This window comes from Verrucomicrobiota bacterium (genome assembly GCA_016871535.1).
Lineage (GTDB): Bacteria > Verrucomicrobiota > Verrucomicrobiia > Limisphaerales > SIBE01 > VHCZ01.
In genome coordinates, this window is the sequence record VHCZ01000011.1 from 1 (window position 1) to 24,665 (window position 24,665).

At 60.7% G+C, this 24,665-nt stretch carries 12 protein-coding genes and 1 pseudogene; 8 read left to right on the forward strand and 5 right to left on the reverse strand.

The window, feature by feature from the left end:
• Nucleotides 1-197 precede the first annotated feature (197 nt).
• The gene (locus FJ398_02830) at nucleotides 198-1,445 is read left to right on the forward strand and encodes a hypothetical protein (GenBank protein ID MBM3836895.1); all 1,248 of its coding nucleotides are present in this window, start codon (nucleotides 198-200) and stop codon (nucleotides 1,443-1,445) included.
• Nucleotides 1,446-1,514: 69 nt separating this feature from the next.
• Here FJ398_02830 and FJ398_02835 read toward each other — a convergent pair whose 3' ends face one another.
• Together FJ398_02835 and FJ398_02840 are read right to left on the reverse strand one after the other, a co-directional pair.
• The gene (locus FJ398_02835; protein ID MBM3836896.1) at nucleotides 1,515-2,195 is read right to left on the reverse strand and encodes a class I SAM-dependent methyltransferase; all 681 of its coding nucleotides are present in this window, start codon (nucleotides 2,193-2,195) and stop codon (nucleotides 1,515-1,517) included.
• 10 nt (nucleotides 2,196-2,205) lie between these two features.
• A complete protein-coding gene (locus tag FJ398_02840; protein MBM3836897.1) occupies nucleotides 2,206-3,468 on the reverse strand; it encodes a hypothetical protein in 1,263 nt (420 codons plus the stop codon).
• 631 nt (nucleotides 3,469-4,099) lie between these two features.
• Here FJ398_02840 and FJ398_02845 point away from each other — a divergent pair.
• The 5 genes and pseudogenes from FJ398_02845 (at nucleotide 4,100) to FJ398_02865 (ending at nucleotide 11,062) form a co-directional block, all read left to right on the forward strand.
• Nucleotides 4,100-4,573 (forward strand): annotated as a pseudogene (locus FJ398_02845) (peptidase M28).
• Between the two features lie 480 nt (nucleotides 4,574-5,053).
• Entirely contained in the window at nucleotides 5,054-6,004 is a 951-nt protein-coding gene (locus FJ398_02850; GenBank protein ID MBM3836898.1) for a M20/M25/M40 family metallo-hydrolase, read from the forward strand.
• A gap of 199 nt (nucleotides 6,005-6,203) precedes the next feature.
• Nucleotides 6,204-6,599: a hypothetical protein gene (locus FJ398_02855; GenBank protein ID MBM3836899.1), complete on the forward strand. Its 396-nt coding sequence runs from the start codon at nucleotides 6,204-6,206 to the stop codon at nucleotides 6,597-6,599.
• A 186-nt stretch (nucleotides 6,600-6,785) separates the two neighbouring features.
• Nucleotides 6,786-7,838: an esterase-like activity of phytase family protein gene (locus FJ398_02860; protein ID MBM3836900.1), complete on the forward strand. Its 1,053-nt coding sequence runs from the start codon at nucleotides 6,786-6,788 to the stop codon at nucleotides 7,836-7,838.
• 272 nt (nucleotides 7,839-8,110) lie between these two features.
• A complete protein-coding gene (locus FJ398_02865; protein ID MBM3836901.1) occupies nucleotides 8,111-11,062 on the forward strand; it encodes a hypothetical protein in 2,952 nt (983 codons plus the stop codon).
• Between the two features lie 147 nt (nucleotides 11,063-11,209).
• On the opposite strand, the gene FJ398_02870 is transcribed toward FJ398_02865, so the two are convergent.
• Both FJ398_02870 and FJ398_02875 read right to left on the reverse strand, forming a co-directional pair.
• Entirely contained in the window at nucleotides 11,210-11,449 is a 240-nt protein-coding gene (locus tag FJ398_02870; protein MBM3836902.1) for a hypothetical protein, read from the reverse strand.
• Nucleotides 11,450-11,456: 7 nt separating this feature from the next.
• Complete coding sequence (locus FJ398_02875; GenBank protein ID MBM3836903.1) at nucleotides 11,457-12,164, reverse strand: type II secretion system protein; 708 nt, start codon at nucleotides 12,162-12,164, stop codon at nucleotides 11,457-11,459.
• 348 nt (nucleotides 12,165-12,512) lie between these two features.
• On the opposite strand from FJ398_02875, the gene FJ398_02880 reads away from it, so the two are divergent.
• A complete protein-coding gene (locus FJ398_02880) occupies nucleotides 12,513-18,023 on the forward strand; it encodes a hypothetical protein (GenBank protein ID MBM3836904.1) in 5,511 nt (1,836 codons plus the stop codon).
• 736 nt (nucleotides 18,024-18,759) lie between these two features.
• Here FJ398_02880 and FJ398_02885 read toward each other — a convergent pair.
• Nucleotides 18,760-20,103 carry a Gfo/Idh/MocA family oxidoreductase gene (locus FJ398_02885; protein MBM3836905.1) on the reverse strand — a complete coding sequence of 448 codons (1,344 nt, stop codon included), beginning with the start codon at nucleotides 20,101-20,103 and terminating at the stop codon, nucleotides 18,760-18,762.
• A 503-nt stretch (nucleotides 20,104-20,606) separates the two neighbouring features.
• Between FJ398_02885 and FJ398_02890 the strand changes: the two genes are divergently transcribed.
• Nucleotides 20,607-24,638 carry a hypothetical protein gene (locus tag FJ398_02890; GenBank protein MBM3836906.1) on the forward strand — a complete coding sequence of 1,344 codons (4,032 nt, stop codon included), beginning with the start codon at nucleotides 20,607-20,609 and terminating at the stop codon, nucleotides 24,636-24,638.
• Nucleotides 24,639-24,665 lie beyond the last annotated feature (27 nt).

The following is a 24,665-nucleotide window of genomic DNA, read 5'->3' on the forward strand; positions in this document are numbered from 1 at the left end:
TTTTGCCTGGGGCTGCGTTGCTCCTCGGTCACAGCCCCACTGGCGGGGGATGCTCGCTCGTCGCGCCTTGCCCCAGGCCAAATTGGGCGCAACGAACGTGAGCGTATTTACGAAACGGACCACTAAGTCGGCCTTTCTGGCCGCTTGCAGCTTCCTGCCGCCGGCTTACTCTTGTGTCACTAACTTCAAGCAACGCTATGAAACGCTTTCTCTATCTCAGTGGCCTTCTCCTTCTCAGCATCACGTCACTTCACAGCCAGCAGGCGGTCGAGCCGGTGGACTTGAGCAAGGCCCGCGAGCTGATGCAGCGGCGCCAGCGGGGCGAAGCGCTCACGGCCGAGGAAACCGCTTACCTCGAACGCACCCGCGCCGAGCGGCGGAAACAAGCGGGGACTCCAAACGCCACGACGGGCGCTGCCGCCGACATCGATTGGGACAAAGCTCGCGCGCTCTTCCAGCGCAATCAGCGCGGAGATAAACTCACTCCCGAGGAAGACGCGTACCTCAAGCGCGCGATGGCGGCCCGCAATGCCGGCGCGCGCGGCGCAGGCGGCGCTCGAACCGCAAATCAACGCCCGGCGCCCGAACATCTCACGCCGCTCGCGGACATGAGCGCGACCGACCGTTACGAGGGCGAAGAGGGCGGCCTTTACGGCGGCGGACGCAACACTCCCCCGGAGCCGCACCGCAAAGCGGCCGAGGCAGAATTGGCCAAGATTCGTCCGCTCAATGCCGAAGGCGAGCCGGACGAAAACGGCGTCATTGGTTTCGTGTCCATCAGCATGTCGAACGCGACCCAGGAGTTTTCGCGCTTCAAACAAGTGGCCGACCAATCGCCCCTGAAGTCGCCCAAGGTCACCATCGTGGATTGCGCGCAAGGCGGGCAAGCGATGGCGGAATGGGTGCCGGCGGAAGGCCGTCCGTGGGAAGAAGCGCGGCGGCGGCTGGCGGCGGCGAGAGTTTCGCCGCGGCAAGTCCAGGTCGCGTGGATCAAACTGGCCAACAAAGCTCCGACCGGTTCGCTCCAGGAACATGGGCGCAAACTCGAACGCGACACGCTGGCGGTGCTGCACAACGCGAAGGCGCAGTTCCCGAATCTCCGCCTCGCTTATCTCGGCAGCCGTATTTACGCCGGGAACGCCACCGGACCCTTGAACCCTGAGCCGTATGCCTACGAAAGCGCCTTTCCCGCCCGCTGGCTCATTCAGCGCCAGATCAAAGGCGACCCGGAACTCTCGCTCACCAAAGCGCCCTTGCTGCTTTGGGGGCCGTATCTCTGGGCGGATGGACTGAAAGGGCGCAAACTCGACGATCTCGTTTGGGAGCGCGCGGATTTCGCCGGGGACGGCGTGCATCCGAGCAATTCGGGGCGGCAGAAGGTTGCGGAACAGTTGCTCCGCTTCCTCACCACGGACCCGCTAGCCAAGCCGTGGTTCGGGAAGTGACGAGAGCAGTGGTCAGTTGTCAGTGGCCGGTGGCCAGTCACTGATAACGGTCATCAGGGGTCTCAGTGGTCAGCGGTTGCTCGCTTTGCGCGCCTCGACCGTCAAGAGCAGCGGGCGTCCCAGGTATTTCGAAGCGGAGGGAATCTCCTCCACGAGTTTTGGGTCGCCGCAGAACTCGCGGACATTGACGAGGTCAAGTCCGGCCTCGTCGATCAGGTCGAGATAGTCGTCCACGGTGTGCCGCTCCGCTCCCAGCCGATATTCCACACCACCCCGTTCGAAGTTGGCTTCCGTTCCCGCCGCGGCCATTGCGGGATGGAACACCGAGAACACGAGACGTCCGCTCCGAGCCAGCGAAGCGGCCAGCCCGCGGAACAGCGTGCTCAATCCGATCAAGTGTTCACCCACCAAGGCGCATAAAGCCGCGTCAAAGGCGTGTGTTCGGAAGGGGAGTTGATCGTTCAGATCGGCTTGGACCAACGGAATTCCGGGATGTTTCCGCTGCGCCAGCCGAAGCATCTCGCGAGAAAAGTCCAACCCGACCGGTTTGCTTCCGTGGCCCAACATGAAATCGAAATGGCCGCCCGTGCCACAGCCTGCATCCAGGATACGCTCCCCCGGATGCGGTTGAAGGAGTGCCATCGTGTGCCGTCGATCCAGGGCGACCAAAGGGTTCGGCGTCTGATCGTAGCTCGCAGACCAGAGATCGTAACCTGCGCGAACGCCGGGGCGGGTCAGTCGTTTGCTCATGTCAACCGGCTCATTTCTCCAGATAACCCTCGAACGTGATCCAGCGGTCGTCTTGATTCTGGTAGGTGATCGGTTTCGGGTCGAGCCAATCGATCACGGTGTCTTTGATGGCGTAAGCGAAGAAATGATTTCCCGCCGGGCTGTAATGGCCGATGAAGTAGCGGCGGGCGTACTGGTCGAAAGGAATCTTGAAGTTCTTGAAATCCTCCACGTGAACCAGATTCATGTCGAAGTAACGGAACTGGCGTTCATTCAAGAAATCGACGATCTCCTGGTCGTAACGCGGCTTGCCGTCCACCAGCGGCCGCATGACGCGCGAGGGATCGAAGAGCACGATGAGCAGTTTCTTTCCGTGCCGGCCGGCAAAATCTTTGGCCTTCGTCAAGATGACCTTGGTGGCGGCAAAGCTGTAGCGGTCGAGCAGTTGCTGGATGAGCGTGCGTGAAGGCTGCGCGTCTTTCAGCGCCGCGGTGTCGAAGCCGAGGTGCGCCGCCAGTTTGCGGGCGCCTTCCAGATCGAGATCGCTCACGTTGCCGCGAGCATACATCATGAGGTTCAGCGCCAGGTCGTCCTTCAGCGCCTGCACGGTCCAATCCGGATCGGTCATTTTGTACACGGATTCGGGTGTGGGCAGCCGGTTCTCGTGCTCCTCAAGCCGGCCGGTCCGGAGGTTCATCTCGATGTTGGCCCAGAAATTATTGTGGAACGCGCGGCCGCCATCGTCGTTCCACCACGGATAAATCGCGGCGTGACGGCAGCGCAGGAGGCTTCGCACGTGATCGTCGCCCCAGATGTAGAAAATTACATACCTGGCGCCGAGGTGCGTTTGTTCCTCGCGAATCATCCGGCGGTACGCTTGATACGCGCCGAAGCCGCCCATCCCGAAGTTCCGGATCGGTTCGCCCAGATGTCCGGCCAAATATTCCTGCCACGTTTCGCTGTCGTTGACCTGATGGCACTGGGTGAAGCTGTCGCCGTAAGTGTTGATCCGGCAAGGCTTGTCCACGTAGGCGTGCGCGGTTCGCGCGCCGTTGGACCGCGATGTCGAAATCGTCGAACTCCGGTTGATTCCATCCCTGGGCATGTAATTGCCGAGTCGATAACCGGTGATCGGATCGAACTTGGCCCAGGAAAGCTGCTTGGGGTCCAGAAAGACATCGAGCGTCTTCTTATCGACGACGCTCTTGCGGAGGTAGGTTTCAAACGTCACCGGATCGGTCTGACCGAACGTTGTCTCCGCGGCGAACAGCAGGCAGCAGACGGTTACGCGCATGGAGACGGCTCGGCAGGGAATTCGCCTTGGGTCAACGGATGCCTTTCGATTTATCTTCATACGTCAAGCAGCGATCAGATTGTCAGTTGCCAGTTGTCAGTTGCCAGTTGTCAGTTGCCAGTTGTCAGTTGCCAGTTGCCAGTGATCAGTTGTCAGTTGCCAGTGGTCAGTGGTCAGTGGTCAGTTCCGCATGACGTTTTACGTTTAACGTTTTACGCTCCGGTTGTGCTGGGTCTGGCAAGGGATTGGCGCAAGGTCGAGCCAATCGTTCCCGGTGTGTTGGATGCACCGGTTCGATGGCGCAGGCGAAGAAAAGATTGCCCGGCGTGCTGGAATGCCCGATGAAGTAGCGTCAGATGACCCATCGATTATGAAAACCAAGACTGTTGCCCGAACGCGGTTTGCCGTCTCGTTAACATTGGCCCTGAGCGCTTTTGTCATTCTCTCCAGCGCCTTTGCCCAAGCGCCGCCGGATAAACTCACCGAGATCGAAAAACAAATCCGATCGCTCCAGCAAGCGGTGGAGGAAATCCGCCGCGGCCGCGAACCGCAATCGACACCGCCCGGGGCGCGCCCGTCGGAGACGCCGTCGTCCAATCGCACCGCCGCCGCCGCCTCGGCATCGCGGACGAACGATCCCATCGCTCGCATCCGCGACGAAGGCCTGAATCGCTCCCAGGTCATGCAGACCTTGAGCTACCTGACGGATGTGATTGGGCCGCGCCTCACGGGATCGCCGAACCTGAAACGAGCCAATGAATGGACGCGCGACAAACTGGTGTCCTGGGGATTGAGCAACGCGAAACTCGAAGCCTGGGGGCCTTTCGGGCGTGGTTGGTCGCTCGAACGCTTTTCCGCGCAGATCGTCGAGCCCTACGCTTTCCCATTGATCGGCGCCCCGAAAGCGTGGACGCCTGGATTCAAAGAACCGATCACCGCCGAAGTCGTCTTTCTCGACGCCCGGACCGAATCCGATCTGGAAAAGTACAAAGGCAAGTTGAAGGGCGCCATTGTGCTCACGAGTCCGCCGCGCGAGGTCCGCGCGCGCTTCGAGCCGCTGGCTGTCCGCATTTCGGAAACCAACCTGCTCCGGATGGCGAACTCTGCGGGATCGGGTTCCGGCGGCGGGCGGCGCGGTGCCACGCCTCCGTCGTCACCGCCTGTCACCGGGCGCCGAGGCGGCGCCGGTAGCGGCGGCGCTTATCTCGGCATCCTGGGCTCGGATGCGGAAGGCGGCGTGCGGCTCACGGAGGTGGTGGAGAACGGTCCGGCCGCAAAGGCAGGGATCATGACCGGCGATCTGGTGACCGCGGTCAGCGGCAAGGCGATTCAGAACTACGACCAGCTTGTTGCTGAGATTCGCGCTCGGAAAACAGGTGAGAAGCTCAAAGTCAAATTTCTGCGCGACGGGCAACCTCAGGAACTGGAAGCGACCCTGGCGGAGCGCCCCGCCGCGGTTCCGACTGGAGGCCAGTTTGGTTTCCAGGGGCGTGTGCTGTCTTTCATCCAGCAAGAAGAAGCGGCGCTGGCGGTGAGTCCAAGTTCCAACGGCGACGGCGGAACGTTTTTCATCGCCCAGGCATCCATGCCGAGCGGGTCAGGCCGAGGCGGTTTTGGCGCTCAGCGTCCCTCGCCGTGGTTGACCAATGCCACGCCGATTCCGGCACAGATCACCCTGGCGGTCGAAGATTACAACCGCCTGGTCCGAATGATCCAGCAAGGCGAGAAATTGAAAATGGCTGTCGAACTGAAAGCGAAATTCCACGAGGACGATTTCATGGCTTACAACACCGTGGCGGAAATTTCAGGCAGCGATCTCAAAGACGAACTCGTCATGATCGGCGCGCACCTGGACTCGTGGCACTCCGGCACCGGAGCCACCGACAATGGCGCTGGGGTCGCTGCGACGATGGAAGCGGTGCGCATTCTTCAGGCGCTGAAGTTGGAACCGCGGCGCACCGTCCGGATCGCGCTTTGGACCGGTGAAGAGCAAGGCCTGCTGGGATCGAAGGCTTACGTGGCTCAGCAATTCGGGTATTACACGAACGTCACCAGCCGTAGCGAGTCCGGTTCTTCCGGCGAACAGAGCGACGGCAATTCAGCGAGTCAGCCGGCGCCGGGCAGTTCGCGCTCGACGCGCCAGCTTGTGCGGCATTCCAATTACGAAAAGTTCTCCGCCTATTTCAACCTGGACAATGGCACCGGGAAAATTCGCGGCGTTTATCTGCAAGGCAACGAAACCGTGCGCCCGCTTTTTCGGCGCTGGCTTCAACCGTTCAACGACCTGGGCGCCGAGACGCTGACCCTGAACAACACCAGCGGCACCGATCATCTTTCCTTCGACGAGGTCGGCCTTCCAGGTTTCCAGTTCATCCAGGATCCGGTCGAGTACCCCACACGCACGCATCACTCCAACCAGGATGTCTTCGACCGCATCCAGGCCGACGACATAAAACAAGCCGCGACCATCATGGCCGCGTTTCTGTATCACGCCTCGACGATGGACGAAAAGCTGCCGCGCAAGCCGACGGAATAAGACCTGAAAAGCAGTTCAGCCACAGAGAGCGCGGCGCGGCAACGCTGCAACCGAATCATTTTGGACTGTGGTGGGAAGCGAAGCGCCACGCCACTTTGGACAATCCGCCTGCGGAAAAGCGGGGCCGCCGCTACGGTCGATACGTTCCCACCCAAGCGCGACGTTTGCGTGGAGGGCTGGATTCTGGCAATTTCATGGCGTGGACAGTTTCACGACCACGGTTGACATCGACAATCCTCCAAGCCTCCTGGAACGATTCGTCAGCGACTTCCCGGCGAATGCCGGAGAGTGGAGCCGAAGCGTCAACAAGCTGAACCGCTGGGAGGAGGAATACTTGTTGGTGGACGACCCCGACATGGAAAGACTGGCCGAGCATCGCAAGCGCGTGGAAGGGTTGATGTTTATGGGCCAGTTGTGCGCCATTGTGGCAGCGCATCCGATCCTGGGTGATGCAGAGACGGCGAGGATGGTGACGGCAACGCTGGAGGTGTTGCGTAACAAACTGCAAATGTTCCACCGAACCATGGCACGCGAGCGCGCCGAGGCCATTCTCAAAGAGGTTTTCCCTGAACCTGGACCTGGAGCGGCCCGTTGAGGCGTTGTACGAGCGGAATATTGGTTCCGGATTGTTGCCATCTTGTCGAGGATGTCGCTAATGCCATCTGGCTGACGTTCTCATTAGTGTTTATTCGTGTCCATTTGTGGTTCTCGAATTTTATCCGTGGTTCAGGGATGCGCTTGGTTTCTATACTTGAGCCGGCGCTTCTGTTAGGGTTGGCCCATGGTTGGATCACTCCTGACCCATTTGTTGGTTCCATGGTTGATGTGCCTCGACGCTCCTTTGAACGCGACGTTGGCCCAGGCCAGCGCTCTTCCCAAACCGGATCGAGAAACAGGCCCGCTCCCGGGCGTCACCTCCACGCAGGCCTGGCCGCGTTACACGCTCAAGATTGACCGGGCCTGGCAGTTGAACGTGCCGGGCGGCAAACCGTTCGAAGCGTCCGGGCTGCTCTGGACCCACGACGGCCAATTGTTGACGGTCGATAACTCCGCCGTCGGGTTGTACCGGATTCAGTTTTGCAAAGGCTGGCATTCGCTAGACCTGGAACTTTTGCCGGGCTTGTTTACCCAGCCGCAGCTTGCCTCCTTCCAGAATCAGAGGATCGGTCCTTACGACTGCGAAGGAATCGCGGAAGATGCCGAAGGCCGAATCTACGTTTGCGAAGAAGGCAACCGCTGGATTCTGCGGGCTGATCTCAAAGCGAAAACTCTGGAGCGGCTGAAGATCGACTGGGAACCGGTGCGCAAGTATTTTCACACCATCGACAGGAACGCTTCCTTCGAAGGCATCGCGATCGGCGGCGGCCACCTCTACGTGGCCAACGAGCGGGCGCGCGGACGGATCATTGTCGTCGATTTGAAATCGTGGAAGGTCATGGACGATTTCATGGTGCAGCCGCGCGGCAGCAAAGCCCGCGACGTGGATTACTCGGACTTGTCCTGGTTCGACGGCGCGCTCTGGGTCTTGCTGCGCGAAAGCCGTTGCGTGCTCCAGGTGGACCCGGCGACGCATCGTGTCCTGGCCGAATATGATTTCCGCGGCGTCGAGGATGACCCGGAATACATCTACTCGAAACGCTTCCCGACGGGCGTGATGGAGGGCCTGGCGGTCGATCGCGATTCCATCTGGCTGGTCACGGACAACAATAACATGGGCCGCGTTCGCTTCCCGCGCGACGCGCGGCCGACGTTGTTCCGGTGTTTGCGGCCCGACGTGGAGCATCAGAATCAGGAGCAAGCCAGGAATCCCGCCGCCAAATTGAAGCCGAAGTGATCGCGGCGAGATCTGGACAGAATTCTCGTAGCGCAGGTTTGAAATCTGCCGTATCGCCGACTTGCACTCGGCTGCGCGACAAACTCACCCGACCGCACCGGATTAGCCGCCGTGCCTCAGATTTCAAATCTGCGATACGGCAGAGTGCAACTCTGCGCTACGTCGACGGATCACTGATAAACTCGTGGATGCACTGGCTGTGCGCGAAGCCGAAAAATGCGCTTGCGTCATCGCTGGCCGGGGCCAAAATCTACGGCCTGCAACAACTTCCTATGAAAACGATTCGTTCTTCGTCTTGGCTCCTCACGTTCGCACTCGGAACTTCAGCGCTTTCCCTGGCGCCAGTCGCGGTTCAGTCCCAGGTCATCGCGACGTCCAACACTGAGTTCTCCGGCAATCAAGGACAAAACGGTTGGTCGAATGGATACCGGAATTACACCGCGACCGCGGAAACCGAGAATTACGATCGGAAGGCCGATTTCATTCCCTACGCCGGCGGCGCGGGCCAGGGGCCGTGGGACGGCGCGGGCCAGATGTGGACCGGCACGGCGTGGGATTTGAACACGGCTTCCGCGGGGCCCTGGACGTTCCAGGGGCCGTCGAGCGTCCATCCGAACGGAATCAACAGCCCGCCGAACGAAGAACATTGGGCCATCCGGCGTTGGGAAGCCACGGAACTCACGGGCGAGAGTCTGGTGGCGATCGTCTGGACCGTGCGCAAGGAAAACACCGGCGGCGGCAACGGCGTCACCGGCGGCATCTGGATCAATGGAAAAAGGCTGGTGGCCGTCTCCATCCTGGGCAACGACGGACGCGGCGTCACGCGCACGAATTATGTCAGCATCAAACCGACCGACCTGATCGACCTTGTGCTGACGCCCGCCGGGCCAGATGGAGGCCGCGGCGACGGTTCCGACGGTTCCATCACCACCATGCGAATTGAACTCGCGCCTGACACGGACGCCGACCAACTCCCCGATGCCTGGGAGAATTTGTATGCGCCGGGCGACCTCGCCAAGTTGAAGGCCACAGGCGACGCCGACGCCGACGGTCTGACCGAACTGGCGGAAATGCTCTTGGGCTCAGATCCCACCAAATCGGACACGGACGGAGACGGCCTGGCAGATGGCGTGGAAACCAACACCGGCAAATTCGTCAGCGCCACAGACACGGGCACCGATCCGTTCAAGAAAGACACCGATGGAGATGGCCGGAGCGACGGCGACGAAATCAAGGTTGCGCCGACGACCGATCCATTTGTCCGAGACACCGATGGCGATAATTTCCTGGACGGTTTTGAAGCGGCCGCCGGCCACAATCCCAAGGATGGCAACGATAATCCGGAGACAACCGCTATCGTCAAATCGCGGGACGAATTCTCCGGCGTGCAAGGCGAGAACGATTGGTTTTACGGATACCGCAACGTGACGGCGGATAAACAAGGCAACAAGGATTACGATCCCCAGACGGCCTTCGTGCCGTTCAAGCCGGAGGAATTTGTCGGCGCGCAATGGGATTTGAACACCGCCGCAGCCGGGCCCTGGGACGAGATCGGCAGGGAAACCACCCACCCCAACGGCAGTAACAGCGGCCAGGTCCACTGGACGGTTCGCCGATGGGTGGCGAACAAAGTCACGAAGACCACGCCTTACGCGTTGGTCTGGCACGTCCGCAAAACCAATCTCGGCACCAGCGGCAATGGCGTGACGGGCGCGCTCCATATCAATGGCAAAGAAGTGGACAAGGCCGTGCTCGCCGGCACCGATGGCGTCGGGGTCATCCGGGCTTATTACGCGAATCTTTCTCCAGGCGACATTGTCGATCTCGTGCTCCGACCGACCGGCGCAAACGGCCAGGACAATGACGGCCAGGATGGCAGCGCGAACTGGCTCCTGATCGATCCGGTGGTTCCTGCCACACCGTTGCAGCCGGACGGAACGGTCTTTATCCCGGCCGGCGCGGGCGATACCGACGGGGACGGCATTCCGGACGCCTGGGAGAAAGTCTATTTTGCAAATGACCTGACCAAACTCTCCCGCACAGGAGACGCCGACAACGACGGCTTGAAGGATCCGGATGAGTTCGCCCGAGACAGCAACCCCACCCTGGCGGATACCGACGGCGACGGCCTCAACGACGTCGTGGAGACCGCGACCGGCAAATTTGTCAGCGTGACCGACACCGGCAGCAGCCCGAAAAAGACCGATACCGACGGCGACGGGCGCAGCGACAAAGACGAGGTACTCGGCAAGCCGACCTCCGATCCCAACAAACTCGACACCGACGGCGACGGTTTCTCGGATTCGGATGAAGTCACCGAGGGCACCGACCCGAATAACAAGGCGGACAATGTGCTGCTCTACCTCATTGCCAATTCGATTACGGAATTCTCAGGGGTTCAGGGAACAAATGGGTGGTTCAATGGCTACCGGAATTTCACGGCCGACGGCGGCGCCACGAATTACAATCCCACGGTCGATTTCATTGCTTACAAGGGCGGCCCCGGCCAGGGAACCTGGGATGGCGACGCTCAGCAATGGAATGGGGCCGCGTGGAATTTGAATATCGGCGGCTCCGGTCCTTGGACTTCTCAAGGCGCGCAGGACACGCACCCCAATGGCGAAAACAGTTTCCCGAACGAAGAACACTGGACGGTGCGCCGTTGGGTTTCCACCGAACTGAGCAAAGTCACACCCGCCGCGATCAACTGGCAGGTTCGGAAAACGAATCTGGGTGGGGACGGTGTCTCGGGCGCCTTGTATGTGAATGGCAAGCTGCTTGACTCCATCACGATCGACGGGCCGAACGGGACAAATCCAGTCCGGCGCGTTTACGCCAATCTGACCCCTGGCGACATCGTCGATGTCACGCTTTCGCCGCAAGGCATCAACAATCGCACCGATGGTCGCGACGGCTCCATCACGTGGTTCACCGTGGACACGCGCATCCCGGCGAATTCGCGGCAACCGGACGGCGCGGTGTTCGTGCCTGCGGGGGCGCCTGCGGGAGTGAGATTCGAATCCACGACTCTCGACGCCGCCAGGAAACAAATTACGTTCGCGTGGAGTTCGTCACCCGGCGCCAGTTACACGGTCGAGGTTTCGGAAGATTTGAAGACCTGGAGCGTCCTCCGCGCCGGTTTGCCCAGCGGTGGCGCGAAAACCACCTTCACAGAAAATGTCGATTCCGCCAAGCGGATGAAGTTCTATCGAATCCGGCAGTAGAAATTGCCCATATCCTGAAGTGGGGCGATTGTGTTCGGAATCAGCGTCTGAACACAGCGGAGGCTTTGAATCGCACCTCTGGTCCGAAACGAACTGCGAAAGCAGCTTGAGATTTGATCCAATTTGCAATTTGCTTTCTGGCCAGATTCAGGCACCTACACTTGTTTGCTCTTTCTCAACAAAGCGCCACAGCCTGTCTGCCGCTTTGTCAAAGTCGCTGACCTTGATAATTGGCGTACAGCCGGAGTTGCTTCGGAAAGCGAGTTCCCAGTCGGCCAATTGAAGGCAACCGAGTGGCACTTTGTTATTGGGGCATCTGCGCCACTGTTTTTGAAGCTTTCCAAATTCCCGGATAAATTTGCCGATGTCACAGAGCGCGTGTTTCAAGGGCCGATTACGGCGTCGAGCGGTTTTCGTCCTGCGAAATCTCGTAAGCGCGCAGGTAATTGGTGCCGCCCTTGACCCACTTCACACTGGAGTCGCACATGAGGAAGTTCACTCCCGCCGCGCCGTGGTTGTCGTTCTTGTCGGGATAATTGTTGATCGCGCCGGTGCCCTGGCGGTCTCCATCGAAGATCAGATGAATATCCGATGGGCCGAAGACCTGGCCTTTGAGGCCGAAGGCGGTGCTCTTGTGAACGTATCCCTGAACCGTGGTGTCCGTTTTCCGGATGACCCAGTTCATGAAGGCATTCGGCTCGTAGCTGACGCCGCGCAAATCGGAATTCTTGGTGTTCGCGCTGCGCGCCCTTTTGTACGGCGCCTGGTAGGTCAAATCCGTGAAAATCTGGCGTCCGCTCACCATCGATACGTTCGTGCCAATGAAATTGTCCGTGGACGGACAGACAAACACGGAACGAGACTGGGCCGATTGAATGCAGTCTGGGACCATCCAGGTCAAGTCGTCACTGCCGTCCGTGGGCGTGCCAGACAACGTGCCTTTCGGGTCATCGTCCGCATACATGCGATGAGCGATGCCCATCTGTTTGAGATTATTCACGCAATGGATCACCTTGGCCTTGTCTTTGGCTTTGGCCAGCGAGGGCAGCAGCATCCCGGCGAGAATCGCGATGATCGCGATCACCACCAAAAGCTCGATCATCGTAAACGCATCGAGGGGGAACGCGTTGGGATGGCGAACGCATTGGACGTTCGCTGACGGGCTCTTTGTGGAAACAGGCGGAGCGCTTTTTATAGACTGAATTTCAGGGTTGCTGTTTTAGGTCTGTGCCAGAGTAGCAATCTCCCCGTGGTGAAACAAGCAGGAAGTCCTGGGGGTTTCTGGGGCTTGCTCCGTTCTGCGAATTTCCTTTTCAGGCTTCCGGCGAGATTTAGACTGCCCTCGCACAGCAGGCAGATCCTCGCCGGTGAGCCGAACCCCGATGCCCCAGCGTGATCCTATCGGTGGACAAAGCCGAATGTGCCAAACGCTTTCAAGACCACACGACACATGAGAATTCAATCACGCCCGGCGCCGCGAGCTGCCGCTTCTCCTTCTCCTAATCCTACTCGTAATCCTAATCATAATCTCTCCAACAGGATCAGGAGTAGGATTAGGATTAAGATTAGGAACAAGCCGCGGTGGCCCAACGGCACGCTTTCGGTCGGGTTCCCGCTTCTTGCGCTCCTTTTCCTCGCCAGCGGTTTTGATCTCGCTGCGCAAAGCAACACCACTTTTCCGCGCCAGCAAGTCCCCGCGATTCCTGGCCGGGTTAAGAGCTTCCAAGCTATGGCCGAGGCAGAGAAATCATTGCCGCCGATCTACCAACCGATTTCCGTGCCCCCCTTCAATTTGATCTCGGAGGCCACGCCGGAAAGCGCCGGTTTGTCCGCTGTCGTTCCGGGCGTGCCGCGTCTGGTCCGGAAAAACGTGGCGCCCGCGAACCTCCCTCCGCCTGCCCCGAAAGCCGGGTTCCTGGGGCTGGAGGACAACGACCGCGCGATCCCGCCCGACACGCAAGGCGCGGTGGGCCCGAACCACTTGCTGGTCGCGCTCAATTCTCAGGTGCGAATCCAGACGCGGACGGGCGAAGCGTTGAGCACCGTGACGCTCTTCCGCTTCTGGACCAATCTCGTGGACGGCGTGGTCAATACTTTTGACCCGCGCGTGCTCTACGACTCGGCGGCCGAACGCTGGGTTCTGGTTACGGGCGCGAACAGCCAGAAGACCAATTCACTTCTTTTGGTCGCCGTGTCCGAGACCAGCGATCCCACCGGGAATTGGTTCGGCCGGGCTGTGCCGGGCGACTCGTCCAAAGTGCACTGGGCGGACTTTCCAATCGTTGGGCTTAACGCCAAGTGGCTGGCGGTCACGGCGTCACTCTACACGGTTGGCACCAATAAATTCGGGCTCTCCCGCGTAAACGTGTTTGACAAAACCAGGCTTTACTCCGGCGGCGCCGCACCGATTTCGGCCACGACGTTCGACGACAAATCCGCGCCCGTTCTGGCGCCTTCGGTGGATTACGATCACAGCCATTCGACCATGTATTTCATCAACACCGTGAACGGGAATTCTTCGGGGAAAGGATTCCTTCGCCTCAGCACGCTTGGTGGCGAGCTGGGAGCGGAAGTTTATGAGGCCGGAATCGCCTTCCCCGCCACGACGAACACCTGGGCCGCATTTCCCAATCCGCAGGATTTCGCGCCGCAACTCGGCACCGAGAAGAAGATTCACAACGGCGATCATCGGATGCCCGGCAGCGTGGTTCTGAGGAATGGTTCGCTCTGGGTCGCGCACAACGTGTTCTTGCCGACCGAGGCGCCCACGCGCAGTTCCGTGCAATGGTGGGAACTGGATCTGGCAGGCGATGTCCGGCAGTTCGGGCGCATGGACGACGCCACCGGCAGAAACTTCTACGCTTACCCCAGTCTCGCCGTGAACAAGAACAACGACCTGTTGATCGGATATTCGCGGTTTTCCGACACGCAGTACGTGAGCGCCAATTACTCGTTCCGCGCGGCCACCGACCCGGCAAATACTCTGCGCGCGGACACGGTGTTGAAAAACGGCGAATCCGCGTATGTGAAAACCGTGTCCGGCACACGCAACCGCTGGGGGGACTACAGCAGCACCGTCGTCGATCCCATCAACGACCTGGACCTGTGGACGCTTCAGCAATACGCCGGCACGCGGACCAACTCCTGGGCCACGTGGTGGGGGCGCTTCATCCTCGAACCATCCGGCGTGCCGCCTTCGATCACCTCCTTCAGTCCCGCGACCGGCGGCGCCGGAGCCATCGTGACGATCATCGGAGCGAAGCTGACCGAAACGACGGCCGTCGCCTTCAATGGCGTCAACGCTACGGCCTTCACCGTCCATTCCTCAAGCCGTGTGACCGCCATCGTTCCGCTGGGCGCTTTGACCGGCCCAATCCGCGTCACGACCGTGGATGGCGCGGCCACGACGACGGAGAATTTCACGGTGCTTCCTACGCCGGCCATTGCGGGCTTCGCGCCGGATCGCGGCGGACCCAACAGCACCGTCGTGATCACCGGAGCCAATCTCACCGGAGCCACCGGCGTGAAATTCAATGAGGTGAATGCCGCCGCTTTCAAAGTCGATTCCCCGACCCAAATCACCGCGACCGTCCCGGCGTCCGCCACGACGGGCCGCATTACCGTCACGACACCCAGCGGTGTGGCGACGAGCGCCGCAAGTTTCACGGTGACTTTGGAACCGGCCATCTCGCGGGTGACACCGGCCAATGGCGGAGTCGGCATGACGATCACGATCACGGGCGCGAACTTGAATGTCGCGACGGAAGTTCGCTTCAACGGACTCCGCGCACTCCAGATGAGCGTGCAGTCCGCCACTCAAATCACAGCGACCGTCCCGCCGGGCGCCACCAGCGGCTTCATCGAAGTGATCGCGCCCAACGGCACGGCGCGCAGCCCCGAAAGCTTCGGCATCGTCCCCACGCCGATCCTTTCGGACTTCAGCCCGAAGAGCCAGTTTATCGGCGGAGCGATCACCCTCATCGGCGCGAACCTCACCGACGCTTCGCTGGTTCAGTTCAACGGGATTGTGGATCCGACCTTCACGGTGGATTCCGCGAGGCAGATTACCGCGCGAGTCCCGGTCGGCGCGACCAGCGGCCAGATTACGGTGACGACGCCGGGCGGAACCGCGACGAACGATCTGGCCTTCGTGGTTTTCCCTCCGCCCTCGAACGATCTCTTCATCAATGCGCAAACGATTGCCGGCACTTCCGGAAGCGTCGTGGGCAGCAACGTCGGCGGGACCAAGGAAACTGGGGAACCGGACCATTTGCCCGAAGACGCGCAATCTCTGGGCGGCCGGACGATCTGGTATCGGTGGATCGCGCCCGCCAGCGGCACGTGGAACTTTCACACCGCCGGCAGCAAGATCGACACGATGCTGGCGGTTTACACCGGCACGAGCGTCGCGCGATTGACGCCCGTCGCATCGAACGATGACGCCGACTCCGGCACGGGCACGAGCAGCGTTTCCTTCGCGGCTGTTCTGGGCGCGGTTTATCAAATTGTGGTTTCCGGTTTCCGCGACACCTCCGGCGAAATCACCTTATCCTGGGCGAGCGCGATTGCCCGGCCGAACATTGACAATCTTAGTCCGAACAGCGGCCCCGTGGGGAGCGTCGTGATTGTGCTGGGCGCGAACTTTACGGGCGCCACCGAAGTAAAGTTCAACACCGCGGCCGCACCGGATTTTACCGTTGATTCGCCCAACCGAATCACCGTGCGCGTCCCCGCCAGCGCAAGCTCCGGGCCGCTCAGCGTGACCACGGCCCTTGGCGTCGCGTCGAGCACGACCCTCTTCACGGTGACACTGCCGGTGAGCAACGATCATTTCGCCAATGGCCTTCTGCTGACGGGAACTTCGGGAACGATTTCAGGCGACAACACCGGCGCCAGCTTTGAACTGGGCGAACCCAGACACGCCAGCCTGAGCGCCGTGAAATCGCTCTGGTACCGCTGGACCGCGCCCACGAGCGGGCGATGGACTTTCGACACGCGCGGCGCCGCCTTCGACACCGTCCTGGCGGTGTACACCGGCGCTGCGCTCACCAACCTCGCCGTGATCGCGAGCAACGACGACGCGCAGGGCGCCACCACGAGTTCGCTGGCGTTCGATGCCGTGGCGGGCACGCTGTATCATGTCGCGGTGGATGGTTACGCGACCGGCTTCGGAAAAGTCGTGCTCAACTGGACGTTTTCCGGAGACACGCCGAAGATTCAGAGTTTTACCCCGACTCGTGGCGACACCGGCTCCAACGTCACGATTGCCGGCGAGAATTTCGCCACCAACAGCGTGGTGGACTTCAACGGAATTCGAAGCGCCGCCGCGGTTGTCGAATCGCCCACGCGCATTGTTGCCAAAGTGCCCGACAATGCCACGACTGGCCCGATCCGCGTGACGACGCCGCGCGGGGCTGCGCTGAGTTCGGCTTATTTCGTGGTCAGCAATTCCGACGCGCCGGACAACGATCTATTTTCTGACGCGAAGATGCTGACCGGAAACGCCTGGGTGACCGCGGGCCGAACCACCTCGGCGAGCAAAGAACCCGATGAGCCGGATCACGCCGGAGACACGGGCGGCCGGTCGGTTTGGTATCGCTGGACTGCTCCGGAGAACGGCGCCTGGATTCTCGGCGCCGCCGGCAGTAGCTTCGACACCATCCTCGCGGTCTATACGGGCGGCAGCCTGACGAACCTCGTGGTTGCCGCGGGCAACGACGACGCGGACGGCGCTGCCACGAGCAAGGTGAAATTCCAGGCCAAGGCGGGAACGACTTACCATTTCGCCGTGGACGGCTTCAACGGCGAGAGTGGAAGTGTAATCTTGAGGCTGGTCCCCGCCGCCGAACCGAGAGTGGTCTATTCAACCGGGTTTGAAGCCGGCGAAGGTTACCAGGCGCAGCAACCGCTGGCGGGCCAGCAAGGCTGGAACAAATCCGGCACGGGCGGGCAGGCCATCGTCGTGAATCCTCTTTTCGGCGCCGGGCAGCAAGCGCAAGTCGGCGGGATTGTGGCCGGGCAAACCGCGCGCACCTCCGTCTGGAAACCCATCACCAACACACTGCCCGTCGTGGAATTCTCCACGGCGCTTCTGATCACCGAATCCACCAACGGCGAGAGCGACTTTTTCGATTTCGCCGTTTTTAACCCGGACGGCCAGCGCTTGTTCTCGCTCGACTTCGACAACTTCGGCTCACTCGTGAGTTACGAGTTGAATGACGGCGAAGGGACGCGCATCACCGGCGTGAGTTTTGACAACAACCGCGTGTATCGACTCGCGATCTCGATGGATTTCCGAAACAACACCTGGAGCGCATTTCTCGATCAGGAAGTGCTCGTGACGGACCGGCCCATCACGACCTATGGCGCGGCGCTGCAACTCGGATTCATCGATGCCGCCTGGCTGACCGATAACACGCCCGGCGACAACGCCCTGGTGTTCGACAACTACCGCATCGTCGCCGAAACCAACGCGCCGCCGGCGATCTTTGCGCAGCCGCAGAACTTGACTGTCACCCAGGGCGCTCAGGCCATGCTCGGCGTCGCGGCGCGCGGCACGGAGCCGCTGACTTATCAGTGGCGATTCAACGACAAGCCCGTCACGGGCGCGACAAATGCCGTGTTGATTCTGAACAATGCGTTGGCGACTCAGGCCGGGGGTTACGTGGTCGAAATCAAAAATGAGTTCGGCGCCGTCGTCAGCCAGCCGGCGACCTTGTCTGTGAATCTCGCCGCGGCCGCCGCGTCGCTCAAACTGAGCGGCGGTCCGTTGCTCCCGGACGGGCGTTTCCCGCTGACCTTGACCAGCGCGCCTAGCGCATCATTCACGATCGAAGCCTCGACCGATCTCAGCCAGTGGACCGAAGTCGCGTCGGGGGTGAATACGAGCGGGACGTTCAATTTCTTTGACGACCGGGCGCGGACTTTTCCGCAACGCTTCTTCCGGGCCCGGCAGCGATAACGCCTTGGTCTGCCGGAAATTGGCGTGGTAGGGACGGATTCCACTCCGTCCCAAATCAAGCCTTGAGGCAGATCGCCACTCAGGAAGAGACGATGGACCCAACGGGGCCTTCAGGTTTTTCCTTGGTCCGTCTCTCCCTTCAAGAGACGTCTCAAGGATTCGTCAGGGACAGAGTGGAATCGAGTGGAATCCGTCCCTACCCAGTTCATGGAAGCCGCCTTGGCCTGATTATCATGCACACGGCCCATGAACCAGGTACGGCGAGTCCGTCCCGGCGAGCCGCTCCAACGTACGTGGAACACGTCCGACTCGGCTCGCTGGGGACAGGCTCGCCCTACCGTCAAGTTTTCCTGAGAATGCCTTCCTTGATGGCCGTCTGAATCTGGTTAGGCGGCACGTCTCTGGATCTCATGCTCGATTCTTCTGTCCCGAAAGTAAGGTAAGAGCCGGACGACTCGGCGGGCGATGCCTATCAAACTTCGACGGCGTCGCGTCTGGCTAGACGGTGCGTGGAGCGCCCCGATGTAATCGTGCCGCAACTCGTCGAGGCGGGGCTGAAACCGAGATGCAGGGAGGAGAGGGCTGGGGTGAGGGGGAACGCGGCGTCGAATTGCATAGTCACGGCTAAGAAGCCCTTCCTCGCGCGGAGAGAGGGAAGTCAATCCGAGTTGCTGACCGACACTCTTAATCGCGCCCCAGCGACCAGGGCCATTGACAAAGTCGTGCAGAATTGACGTCAAACCACCTCCGGCAGCACCCATGGCTTGCGGTATTCCGGGCGGGTCCGCAGCTTGTTCGCTTCGTCGTCGTTGATGAATCGCTCGGTTTTCGGGTCGAGGAAAATCTTTCTTCCCACCCGCCAGGAAATGTTTCCCGCATGACACAGCACGGAAGAAATGTGCCCGACGGTTTCGAGATCGGCGTTGGGTTTTTTTCGGCTCTTAACGCAATCGACGAAATTCTGGATGTGCGTGATGCCGCTGTTATCGCCGGAGCCGCGCGCGACCACTTTGTGCTGGGGATCGAACGCCTGCCAACTGCTGTTCCCGATCACGATGTACCCCTGGTCGCCGTAGAGCACGGCGCCTTCTTCATTCCCGTAATAGTCGTAAGGCGACCAAACCCGCATTTCGTAAGTGAGAATCTTGCCGGGGTTCCCGGCGTATTCGTAAGTGACCTGCAAGGTGTCCGGCCATTCTTGCATGTCGTCGAAATACCATTTGCCGCCGCTGGCGCAGATCGCGGTGGGCAAACCCAGCGGCGGTTCGCCGAGCGCTTCGGTGGCCGTGCTCAACGCCCAGCGCGCGATGTCGAGCCGGTGCACGCCGTCGTTTCCCAGGTCGCCCGTGCCGTAGTCAAAAAACCAGCGCCAGTTGCCATGGAACCGGCGCACGTTGAAAGGCCGCTTCGGCGCCGGACCCAGCCAGGTGTCGTAATCCACGCCGGGCGGCGGTTCGCTGTCGGGCGGGCGTCCAATGGAACCTTGTTTGGCGCTCTCCCAGCCTTTCGCGACGAGACAGCGGCCCAGTTTGCCGCTGCGGATGTACGCCATCGCGGATCGGAAATGCTCGCTCGTGCGCGATTGGGTTCCGAGTTGAATGATGCGTTTGTGCCTTCGGGCTGCGTCGATCATGCGCAAGCCCTCCTCCATGTTGTGCCCGTCGGGTTTCTCGACATAAACGTCCTTGCCCGCGATGCAGCCCAGGATGGTCGGGATCGCGTGCCAATGATCCGGCGTGCCCACGACGAGGGCGTCGAGCTTGGAGTCCTCAACCAGCTTGCGGAAGTCGGTCTCCGTTTTCGGTTTCGTCCCTTGCGCCTTTTCCACACTCAACACGGCGCCGGCCAGCCGCCGTGAATCGATGTCGCAGATGGTCGCGACGTCGGCGTTCCGAAGTCCGGCGAAAGTTTGCATGAGATATCCGGCCCGGCCGCCGACGCCGATGCAGCCAACTTGCAAGCGCTCGCTGGCGGGCGCTTTGGAAACGGATTCGGCTCCGGCAACTCGCGATGCGACCGATATGGCTGCGGCGCTGCCCAGGGAAGTTTTAAGGAATTGTCTGCGAGGGATCGTTTTCATGGCTTTCCTTGTTTCATGGTGGATCTTGAAGAGGAAACTTAACTGGACCAGGCTTCCGGTGCCAGGATTTGCTTCCCCACGCTTCCCGACGCGCAAGTTTCCTTCGATCTCCCGGAGGGAGAGCTTCTGAGTGCTTGTTTCTGAAAAACGTGGCGCTGACGTAAGACCCGCTTTTCCGATTTGCCTGAGAATTCGGCCTCGTTACCTCGGCTGCTACGAACAGCGGTCATTCTCAAAACACGCTCTGAGCTGAGGGAAACGAGCAATCGAGGGCACGCCAGCGGATTACGCGCGGCTGATTCAAGAAGGAGCGCGAGCAGCTTGCCCGCGCGGGCTGCCTGAAGATCTCGAAGAAAGCCGGCCGGCAGGCTGCCCGCGCTCCTTTCGCCAGATTCTTGACTCAGCGGTGCGGATTACGCGCGGCAGCCGCAATTCTCTTTCGCTCCAGGCGAGCAATCCCTATCCTCCCTCGCAGCACACAACATCCAAACCTGAGACGTCTTATGCACCATGCTCGTCTTGTTCTCTGGGCAGCGGCCTGGCTCGCTGCTGCGCCCTTCGTCCTGGCCGCCAGCTACCCGCCCGGCAATTCCAATCAAATCTTCGAGTTCACAGACGCGACCGTCGATCTCGCTGATGGCACGCTAATCGGCTCAGATCAACCAGCAGGTTCGGGAGCTCCAGTGGCCGGTGTCTATGGAAAAGCGCTTCGGCTGGCCGAGCGAAACGCGCCCCATGCCATCGGCTCCTTCAAACTCCCAGACCTGGATCCTGGCAACGTCATCAAAAGTTTCGACCTCAAGTTCAATGTGATCATGGACACGCCGACGGGCGCAGCGTCGGGCGAAGGTTGGTCGATCAACTTCGGGCGCATCCCGAAGGACAACGGCACAGGCGAAGGCGGGTTCGCGCCGTTGCCAGGCGGTTTGACCATTGCCTTTGACACGCTCGACGCCGCCAACGATCCGCCTTCGATTGAAGTGTTCATCGGCGGGGTGAGCATCACCAATGTCCAAAGGTCGTTCCTATTCAGTCCGTCCAGCCGCGCGGTCGTGATCCACTGGGATTCGGCCGGCTTGGATCTGAGCTTTGAAAGCCGGCCGGTTTGCACAGACTTGCCGACGCCGGGCTTCACGCCGGGCGTGGGGGATCAGTTCGCTTTCACCGCGCGGACCACGACGACCGGCATGCATGTGAGCATAGACGATCTTCGGGCCACGACCCTCGCGGTTCCCGTCATCGACACCGGCGGGCCGATCATTTCGGAATTCGTCGCCAACAACAGCGAGTTCGAAGACGAATTTGCGGACAAGCCAGGCTGGATCGAACTGATGAACGGCTCAGCGGCCTCGGTGGATTTGGCCGGATGGTATCTCACCGATTCCAAAGCCAATCTGACGAAATGGAAAATCCCGGCCCTGACAATGACTCCTTACAATTATCAAGTCGTCTTCGCGTCGGGGCGCAGTCGCCAACTCTCCGCGACGAGCTTTTTGCACGCGGGTTTCAACCTGGCCAGGAGCGGCGGTTACCTCGCGCTGGTGCGGCCTGATGGAAAGACGATTGCCAGCGCGTTTGAATACGGCCCGCAGGAGAAAAATGTGGCCTATGGGGAAAAAGGAACCGAACGCAAACGCGGCTACATGTATCCTGCGTCTCCCGGCACCGTGAACACAATGGTTCCCGCGCCGGCGTCCCTCAGTCCGGAACCGGAATTCTCGCATGCGGGCGGGTTCGTGAGCGAGCCCGTGACGCTGAGTCTGTCGGCCCCCAGTGTGCCCGGCGCAGAAATTCGTTACACGCTGGACCGGACGGAGCCGGGACCGGCCTCGTTGCTCCTCACCAATTCGCTGTCCATCACGCAATTCACGACCGTCAAAGCGCGCGTCTATGCGCCGGGCCACCTGCCCGGTCGGGCGAGCAGCCGCACGTTCGTCCCGATGGATGCTTCGCTGGCAAACTACGCCGGCACGGGAAAAGTTTTCGATTCGAATCTGCCGCTGATTTTTGTGGACAGTTTCGGCGTCAACATCGATGGCTCCACCGGCGGCTCCCGGCCGTTTCGTCCCAGCTACGCCGTCGTGATTCAGCGCGACCCCAAGACCGGACGGGCCAGCCTGACCACGCCGCCTGAATATGCCGGGCCTGCGGGAGTCCACGTGCGCGGGGAAAGTTCGGCCGGCTTCGACCAGCGCAGCTATTCACTGGAATTGTGGGACGAAGCGGCCAGAGACCGCGACGCCAGTTTGCTCGGCATGCCCGCGGAATCGGATTGGGCGTTGATCGGCCCCTGGAGCGAGAAGACCCTGATGCGGAACAAACTGGTCTTCGATTGGATGATCGCGCTGCGCGGTGAAGACGGCACCTCGGTGCGCAGCCGGTTCGTCGAGCTGTTCTTCAATCAAGTTCGGCCCGTGGCGGGACGCGTCGGCTACACCAGCTACCGGGGCATTTACCTCCTCACGGAAAAACTCAAACGCGGCAAGGACCGCGTGCCGATCGAGAACCTCAATGACAAGACCGTCGATCCCGAATTGATCACGGGTGGCTACATCTTTCGCAAAGACAAGGATGACGCGTTGAAGAGCAACTGGACGACTTCGCGATTCGCGATTCCGCTGCAGAGCTTCGATCCGGATCGTTTGAACTCGACTCAGCTTCTTTACCTGCGCACTAACATCAACTCGTTTGAGACGGCGCTCAACGGCGCGAACTTCCGCAACCCCACCAACGGCTACCGCGCATACATTGACCCGGACACTTTCATCGATGCGCAGTGGTTGCTCGAGATTTCCAAACAGGTCGATGGCTACGTGTTCAGCACCTACTTCCACAAAGATCGCGCCGGCCGGCTGCGGGCCGGGCCGTTGTGGGATTTCAACATTTCGCTCGGCAACGCGGATTACGCGACCGGCGACCGCGCCACGGGCTGGCTTTACGACAACGCCAACGGCGCCGGGCAACTCTGGTATCCGCGGCTCCACGCCGATCCCGATTACAAACTGGCGCACTGGGATCGATATTGGCAAATGCGCCGAACGATCTTTGCCACCCAGAATGTTTTAGCCACGATTGACGGGCACATGGCGACGCTCCTCGACGATTACACGGGCGCCGTGAGCAATCGCGCCCCGGCGGAGATCCAGAATCCCGTCGCGCGCCATTTCCGAAAATGGCCGCGCCTGGGCACGCGCGACTGGCCTAACCCCGCCGGCGAAACCAAGATTCGAACCTGGCAAGCGGAGGTGGATTATTTGAAAAACTGGATCGTGCCGCGCCTGGAATGGCTGGACGAACAGAGTTTGCGCGCCGGGAGAGTTGTGTATCGCCCGCCCGTGTTCAGCCACGACGGCGGCCCGATCTCCGCGCCCGTCCAACTTGCCATCGAGCCCTATCGCCGCGTTCAACTCACCAATCAGTATCCGGAAGGCGACCTCTATTACACGTTGGACAGTTCCGATCCGAGGCTTCCCGGCGGCGACATCAGCAGCGCGGCTCTCAAATACTCCGGACCGATCAGCCTTCAATCTTCCGTCACCGTGAACACCCGGCTTTACTTCCAGAGGCAATGGACGCCGCTGGCCACGGCGACGTTCTTCTTCAACGCCGCGCCGGCGAGCGCCGCGAATCTGGTCGTTTCAGAAATCATGTATCGTCCCGCGCTGCCTACGGCTGCGGAAACGGCCGCGGGGCTGGTCGATGCCGGGCAATTTGAATTCCTCGAACTGCGCAACATCGCGAAACACGCGATCGATCTCTCCGGGGTGAAGCTGGTCAACGGCGTGGATTTCGATTTTGCCTTCGCTCCCGTGTCCGCCAGACTCTTGAAGCCCGGGGAATCCGTCGTGCTGGTCGCGGACAGGCGGGCTTTCTCGATTCGCTACCCGCAAGTTCCCGGCTCAAGAATCGCGGGCCAGTTTCGGGGCCGCCTGGACAACGCCGGTGAAACCATCGCGATCCAGGCAGCGGACGGCAGCATGATCAAGGAATTCCAGTATGACAACAACACCCCGTGGCCGCCGCTGAGTGACGGCGACACCCTGAGCCTCGTGCTGAAGGAACCGGCCACGAACCCAAATCCCGCGGATCCTTCGCGTTGGATTCTGAGCGTGAGGACAGGCGGCACGCCCGGCGAGTCTGGGACCGGCGCGGACATTTTTGTCGGCGATCCGGCGAAAGACAGTGACGGCGACGGGTTGAGCGATCTTTTTGAATTTGCCACCGGTTCCGATCCGGAGAATCCCGCTTCTCGGTTCGGCCCCACGGCAGCCGTCGCGCCATTCGAGGTCAACGGCGTCAAGGCCAGCTACGTCACTCTGGAATTCCGTCGCCGACCGGCTGCGCGCGGCGTGAAGTTCGCGGTCGAATCGAGCCAGGACCTCCACTCCTGGAGCGCCGCAGATTCAAATCTGACTCTGATTGGCTCCAAGGAGAATCGCGACGGCACGGTCACCGACACGTATCGCGCCAATGCCGCGTTGCCCAACAGCGCAAACCGAACGATGTTTTACAGATTGAAGGTGCAGATGCAGTAACCGGAGGGGAAGAACTGGAGTGGTGGA

Excerpts from the sequence above, each read along its gene's own strand:
- FJ398_02865 (MBM3836901.1), top strand. The coding sequence starts at position 8,111 with ATGAAAACGATTCGTTCTTCGTCTTGGCTCCTCACGTTCGCACTCGGA.
- FJ398_02890 (MBM3836906.1), top strand. The coding sequence starts at position 20,607 with ATGCACCATGCTCGTCTTGTTCTCTGGGCAGCGGCCTGGCTCGCTGCT.
- FJ398_02860 (MBM3836900.1), top strand. The coding sequence starts at position 6,786 with ATGGTTGGATCACTCCTGACCCATTTGTTGGTTCCATGGTTGATGTGC.
- FJ398_02880 (MBM3836904.1), top strand. The coding sequence starts at position 12,513 with ATGAGAATTCAATCACGCCCGGCGCCGCGAGCTGCCGCTTCTCCTTCT.
- FJ398_02875 (MBM3836903.1), bottom strand. The coding sequence starts at position 12,164 with ATGATCGAGCTTTTGGTGGTGATCGCGATCATCGCGATTCTCGCCGGG.
- FJ398_02885 (MBM3836905.1), bottom strand. The coding sequence starts at position 20,103 with ATGAAAACGATCCCTCGCAGACAATTCCTTAAAACTTCCCTGGGCAGC.
- FJ398_02835 (MBM3836896.1), bottom strand. The coding sequence starts at position 2,195 with ATGAGCAAACGACTGACCCGCCCCGGCGTTCGCGCAGGTTACGATCTC.
- FJ398_02830 (MBM3836895.1), top strand. The coding sequence starts at position 198 with ATGAAACGCTTTCTCTATCTCAGTGGCCTTCTCCTTCTCAGCATCACG.
- FJ398_02840 (MBM3836897.1), bottom strand. The coding sequence starts at position 3,468 with ATGCGCGTAACCGTCTGCTGCCTGCTGTTCGCCGCGGAGACAACGTTC.
- FJ398_02850 (MBM3836898.1), top strand. The coding sequence starts at position 5,054 with ATGCCGAGCGGGTCAGGCCGAGGCGGTTTTGGCGCTCAGCGTCCCTCG.